The sequence below is a fragment of the Sutterella seckii genome, from assembly GCF_009183815.1.
In the GTDB taxonomy this organism is placed as follows: domain Bacteria; phylum Pseudomonadota; class Gammaproteobacteria; order Burkholderiales; family Burkholderiaceae_F; genus Sutterella; species Sutterella seckii.
The window spans coordinates 1-5484 of sequence record NZ_WEHX01000124.1 but is presented as its reverse complement, the minus strand read 5'-3'; the positions used below and the strand labels follow the sequence as shown (position 1 = coordinate 5484).

Below are 5484 nucleotides of genomic sequence, written 5' to 3'. Positions count from 1 at the left end.
GCGCTACGACGTTGTCTTTGAACTCCTGCGAATATCGCATGTTTTGCCACTCCATGAAAGGTTGAAGGGGTGGCGAAAGTTAGTATGACATCTAATGGGCGAGCCAACGATGAGACGCTCGGGAAGACTGTGCGGAAGCAGTACGAAAAACTGACCGCCTGGATTCGATCGATGACGCTCAAGCAGTTGCTCGATTGGTTCGACTGCGTGGAAAGAGTCGAGGTGAGGAACAGGGTGGCTCAGTACCGTTGGTCTACGGAGACGACGGCCAGAGACCAGATGTTCCTCGAGCTCTTCTTCGACGAATCTGACTGAGTGTAGATTCCACGGTTTTCAGGCTTCATGGCGGGCGAGCTCGACGGCAATGCGCCGCTCGATACGGTTCTCGCAACTTACCGCGAAGTGCCCGATGCCGGGCTCGCGATCATTCCGGGAGCAGGCCACCCGTGCTTTCTCACGCATTTCGACGCGGTCTGGTCCGCTATGCGCAGGTTCATCGGAATGTTGGCGGGAAAATCGTCCAGTTTGGATGGTTGCCGGGAAAAAGAGGTGATTATTTGCGGTGAAAGGCCTTTCTTATGGAAAAGACTCCTCTTTGAGAAGACGGATTTCGCTCCCATCAGCGGGGTTCGGGAAGTGAATTTCCGCAGCGTGAAGCTTGAGTGGTTTCTCCGGCGTATCGGCAATCAGTCCCGCCCGACTGTAGTACGGGTCGCCCAGGATCGGAGAGCCGAGTCCGAGAGGATGCGCGGCATGAAGCCTCAGTTGGTGCGTGCGTCCGGTGAGCGGAAAGAAGTCGACGAGCGTTTGCCCGTTTGAAGCAGAAATCTTTGCCCAGCGCGTGCGCGAGGGTCTTCCGCCAGCAGCCGCAATCTGGCGCAGGCGGTCGAGCGGATGCGTCGTAATGGGGAAGTCAATGAGCCCGCCTTCGCCCGCCGGGATGCCTTCAAGGAGCGCACGGTAGCGCTTCTGAACGCGCCCCTCGCGAAAGGCTGCCATGAGGCTTCTCGTGCCTTCGGGGGTCTTGGCATAAAGAAGGATCCCGGAAGTGTCCATGTCGAGACGGTGCACTGCGGTGAGGTTCGCCCCCGTCATCCGGGAGGCAAGCGTCATCGCATCGGGGAGCCCACCGGTGCCGGGGACGGAGAGGAGTCCCGAAGGCTTCATGACGGCGATGAAGTCCTTTTTCTCGAGAAGAATTTCCGGTGCGAGCGAAAGCGTGAAGGGATCTTCCGCACGCGGGTCGCTCGCGAAGGGAATGCCGTCTAGAAGCCATTCGGCGAGGGGCTTCACCGTTGTGCGAGGGGAGAGCACCATGCCGTCCCATTTGACGTCGTAGGAGGGCATGGCGCCGCGCCACCATTCGAGGGAACCGACAGGAGTGAGCGGCTCGCCCGCTTTTTTGAGCTCTGCGGCGAAAAGGAGATTCGAAACAATCGGCGCATCGAGCGCTTCGAGGAGCGCCCGGTTCCAATGATCAAAATTAAGGTTGAGCCCCGCTCCGCCCCCGCGGGCAATCTTTGCCGGGCGCTTCGCGCGCTCTTTCTCTGAAAAAAAGAGGAGCGTCATCGAACCGCCCGAGAGCTGCGTGAGAGTGATCCGGGCGGCTTCCCTTTGAAAGACGTCATCGCGCGTGGTTCCGAGAATGCTGCGGGCTTCGGGTAGCCCCCCGATGCGCTCGCCGTCGGGTTCGTGAAAGGGTTCCTCCGCAATGGCGGCAGAGTATTCTCCATTCGCTTCGTTTCTGAGGAGGAGGAGCCCTCGACGGCCGCAATCCGCATGAAAATGCCCGCAGGCCTCCGCCATGTCCCGGGCTCTGAGAAGGCACTCAGAGGGAGCGCCGTGCCAGGGGGAGGGAAAGCGCGCGGGAAGGTCTTCGGGATGGAATCCGGGGAGCGCAATCAGGCGGGAGGTCATGAGAGGATCAGGCAGGAATTGGAAACGATCGGCAGGAGAGGCAAGGCTCGGTATACTAAAATAACGGGTTCTCGCAGAGACCCAAGCAAAGAAAACCATAACGATACCGCCTGCGGCGCCTCTCCCAAAAAGCGCCTTCGGGCGAGGAGCGAGCCGCCCATGACCGAGAATTGCCCGGAAGTCCACGTTAATTCAGAAAATTCTCTGCGCCCCCAGTCGATCTTCCGGGGCGCCATGCCGCTCCTTGCCGGCCTCATGCTCGAGCAGCTGATCGGCTTCACGGACGTACTCTTTCTCGGACGATACGGCGAAGCCGAACTCGCCGCAGCGGGCGTTGCAGGCATTCTGGTGCTTCTCTTCATGATGCTCGGCTGGGGCTACTGCGTGGGTGCGCAGTCCCTCATGTCGCGCGCCAATGGCGGAGGAGACCGAGCCCGGGTCGGCATCGTCTTTCGACAGAGCGCTTTCTTTCTCTTTTTCGCGGGTCTCGTGATCGCGCTCGCTTCGCCCTGGATTTTCGATCTGACGCTCGCGCAAAGCATTCATTCGAAGGAAGTGGAGGAGGCTGCGCGCAGCTACGTGCTCTGGCGCGTTGCGGCGCTTCCCGTCGCCTTTATCTGCCTTCTTTTCCGCGCGTTCTTCGTGTCGATCCTTCGTCCCCGGGTTCTCACCGTCAGTTCGAGCGCTATGGTGCTAGCCAATTGCGGGCTGAACGCCGTTCTCATCTTCGGCCTCGGGCCGTTCCCGGAACTCGGCATTGCCGGTGCGGCGATTGCGTCGGCCGTGAGCGAAGTCGTTTGCCTCATAGTCCTCGGCGTGCGCCTCTTTATGGAAAAGCGCTGGGTGGAAGCAGTGCTCTCTGCCTCCTGGCGTCCGCAGCGGGAGGTGCAGAAAGCGCTTTTTCAGCTCGGGCGCTGGCTCATGCTCCAGGAAGCCGTGGCGTTCGGCGTCTGGCTCTTCTTTTTCGTTTCGGTAGAGAATGTGGCCGGCGAGCGGGGGCTTGCCATCACGAACGTCGTGCGGCAGCTCGGCGCCATCCTCTTTCTTTTCGTTCACGCCTTCGGTTCTACGGCCGGGTCTCTCGCCATGAATCTCGTGGGCGCAAAGAAGCCGGAACTTATTTCCAGGGCGTCGCGGACCGGTCTCTGGGTGTGCGCCGCCGCCATGGCGCCCCTCGCGGTGTTCTATGCGGCCAAGCCCGAGTGGGTCCTCGGGCTCATCACGAACTTTCCAGATCTGATTGAGGAAGCAAGGAGCACCTACTACGTCATGATCGTCTCCTACATGCTGACGGTCCCCTGCTACTACTACTTCTTCTTCATCGGGACGCTCGGCTTTGCGCGCGCATCCTTCTGGGTCTCCATCACTTCGGCGCTCACCTACGCGCTTTATGTCGCGATCCTCTCCGGATACACGACGAATCCGGCCGTGCTCTGGACCTCGGATTTCGTCTACGGCATCGTGCTCGGCATCGGCACCTGGCTCGTCTGGCGGAGTCCTCAGGCGCGGAAGCTGCGCGAGGCACGGGTGGATGCACTGTAAACGTTGCGGAAGTGCAAGCCTTCCAGCTTTGCCTGACGGCAGAGGGTGAGGTTTTCGAAGACCTCCCGCATGGCTCTTCTATGGCGAATGGCCCGGCAGGACATTTTGATACTACATTAAATTAATCAAAATTTCAAAATAAACAATAAATTAAGCAATTTCTGAGGAGGGAGAAGTCAGGGAACGGCAAGACGCTCAAAAATGAAGGCGGGACCGTAATCCCTGCAGATCAAGGAAACTACGAGGGCGCAGGGGAATTTTTTTGCAAACAAGGCCCCAAAACTCTCGAAGTGTTGGCTATAGTAGTGCCCAAGCGCGCCGGAACCCGCATGGGGGCGCGGTTTTCACAACTAGAAGACATCATTTGGAAGCGATCGACAAATTGATCCGTCGACGCGATGTCTTCGCAAGGAGATACCATGAACAAGACCGAACTCACCGTTGCCATCGCTGAGAAGACCGAGCTTCCGAAGGCCAAGGTCGCCGATGTGCTGAATGCTTTCTTCGACACCGTTGCCGAACAGCTCGGCAAGGGCGAAGCTGTGCAGATCATCGGCTTCGGCAACTTCGAAGTTGCTGAATACGCCTCCCGCACGGGCCGCAATCCCCAGACCGGCGCCACGCTCACGATCCCGGCCGGCAAGCGCCCGAAGTTTACGGCCGGCTCTTCCCTCAAGAAGGCCGTCGCCAAGTAATTCCTCCTCAGGCCTCTTTGGCCTGAAAGGATTCGACTTCCTCTGAAATTTTCAGAGAAGTCCGAAAAGCACGCTGGAGATATTCGTCTCTCCGGCGTGTTTTTTTTCGCGCGGCGCTTCCGGTAAGGAGGATCCGACAAAAAGCAGAGAGGAATCGGTATGGGGTCCCGCCGGCTCAGGGGAGAGAATGAGCCGAATGACTTTTCGAAGATCCGCCATGAAGAAGAGAACGCTCCTCAGATCCTTTGCCGCCATGCCGCTTGCTTTCCCGCTCATGAGTTCTGCCCGCGAAATCCCAGCGCCCGGGGATCACTTTACCGCCGCCTCACGCATTGCGGATGTCGAAGCCGACCCGGCCTTCAAGGGTTTCGGGAGACTCCTCTTCCCGCTCGAGAGCCGGTATTGGTCCGGAACGACACTGGGCGACATCTCGCTCGACTGGTACAGCGAAATCAGGGTAGCCAATACAGTCGCAGTCTTCAATTTCCTCAAAAGGGAAGCTGAAAGCGGCATCCCGGTCTTTACGCCGCTTTATGCGGCCGATGAAGTGCGCGCCGATCCGGAGAAGGCGGATGCCGGGCTTGTCTTCTTCAAGGGAAGGCCCGGGGCGTTTTTTGCGGTCATCTATCGCCCGGATCCGTACAAGGCCTGCGAGGACCTCTCTCGCGCCCTTGCTGTGATCTTTGAGAACGCCGCAGAATTTGAAGCGTCGACCGGGAATTATTCGCTCTGGGGCGGCTCCGCGGGCGCCCGCATGGCGGCCTGGGTCGGGCGTTATGGGACGGAGCGCTTCGGAGACAAGCCGCTTCCGCGGCCTGCTGCCGTCGTAATGCAGTACACGGGACTTCAGGATGCGGCGCCCGAAGACCCGCCCACCTTCGCGTGCGTGGGATCGGAAGACGGCATTGCTTCGCCCTACGTCATGCGGCGGCGAATCGAGCGCCTGAAGGCTCTCGGGATCCCGACGGAATTTCATGAATACCCGGGACTGCGCCACGGATTCGGCGTCGGGACCGGAACGAGCACGGAAGGCTGGGTCGACCAGGCGGTCGAATTCTGGATGAAGGCGGCCGCTAGTTAAAAACAGAGTTGTTCTTCTAAGGCTGATTATGGTGATTGTGCTGTTTCTAAGCCTAAGCGAAACTGGCGCCAATTTCTTAATATTAACATAGGCACAAAATAGTTGACAAGCAGCTACGGTTATGTTATAATTGATAAATGAGTTATGAATATAAAACCACCACAACCATCGACGGCCGCAAGGCCACTCCTGAAGCCCAGCTCGAGCTTCGCCGCCGCTGCATTGTTTACTTCCGTGATGGAGTAAAGC

At 58.8% G+C, this 5484-nt stretch carries 5 protein-coding genes and 1 pseudogene; 4 read left to right on the top strand and 2 right to left on the bottom strand.

Annotated features, from left to right (window positions below):
• Positions 1-96: 96 nt before the first annotated feature.
• Positions 97-315, top strand: a pseudogene (locus GBM95_RS10925) (hypothetical protein); the annotation flags it as partial.
• A gap of 18 nt (positions 316-333) precedes the next feature.
• On the opposite strand, the gene GBM95_RS13065 reads toward GBM95_RS10925, so the two are convergent.
• The gene (locus tag GBM95_RS13065) at positions 334-462 is read right to left on the bottom strand and encodes a hypothetical protein (protein ID WP_264298102.1); all 129 of its coding nucleotides are present in this window, start codon (positions 460-462) and stop codon (positions 334-336) included.
• Between the two features lie 114 nt (positions 463-576).
• The gene (locus tag GBM95_RS10920; protein ID WP_152159125.1) at positions 577-1917 is read right to left on the bottom strand and encodes an RluA family pseudouridine synthase; all 1341 of its coding nucleotides are present in this window, start codon (positions 1915-1917) and stop codon (positions 577-579) included.
• Between the two features lie 159 nt (positions 1918-2076).
• On the opposite strand from GBM95_RS10920, the gene GBM95_RS10915 reads away from it, so the two are divergent.
• From GBM95_RS10915 to GBM95_RS10905, 3 genes are all read left to right on the top strand, one after another.
• Positions 2077-3459 carry an MATE family efflux transporter gene (locus GBM95_RS10915; protein WP_152159124.1) on the top strand — a complete coding sequence of 461 codons (1383 nt, stop codon included), beginning with the start codon at positions 2077-2079 and terminating at the stop codon, positions 3457-3459.
• Positions 3460-3857: 398 nt separating this feature from the next.
• Positions 3858-4154, top strand: a complete 297-nt coding sequence (locus tag GBM95_RS10910; protein WP_226963293.1) for an HU family DNA-binding protein — start codon at positions 3858-3860, stop codon at positions 4152-4154.
• A 217-nt stretch (positions 4155-4371) separates the two neighbouring features.
• Entirely contained in the window at positions 4372-5235 is an 864-nt protein-coding gene (locus tag GBM95_RS10905) for an alpha/beta hydrolase (protein ID WP_152159122.1), read from the top strand.
• Positions 5236-5484: the final 249 nt, after the last annotated feature.

Bases quoted from the DNA above. Each gene is read 5' to 3' on its own strand.
- GBM95_RS13065 (WP_264298102.1), bottom strand. From the start codon at position 462: ATGCGTGAGAAAGCACGGGTGGCCTGCTCCCGGAATGATCGCGAGCCC.
- GBM95_RS10920 (WP_152159125.1), bottom strand. From the start codon at position 1,917: ATGACCTCCCGCCTGATTGCGCTCCCCGGATTCCATCCCGAAGACCTT.
- GBM95_RS10915 (WP_152159124.1), top strand. From the start codon at position 2,077: ATGACCGAGAATTGCCCGGAAGTCCACGTTAATTCAGAAAATTCTCTG.
- GBM95_RS10910 (WP_226963293.1), top strand. From the start codon at position 3,858: ATGTCTTCGCAAGGAGATACCATGAACAAGACCGAACTCACCGTTGCC.
- GBM95_RS10905 (WP_152159122.1), top strand. From the start codon at position 4,372: ATGAAGAAGAGAACGCTCCTCAGATCCTTTGCCGCCATGCCGCTTGCT.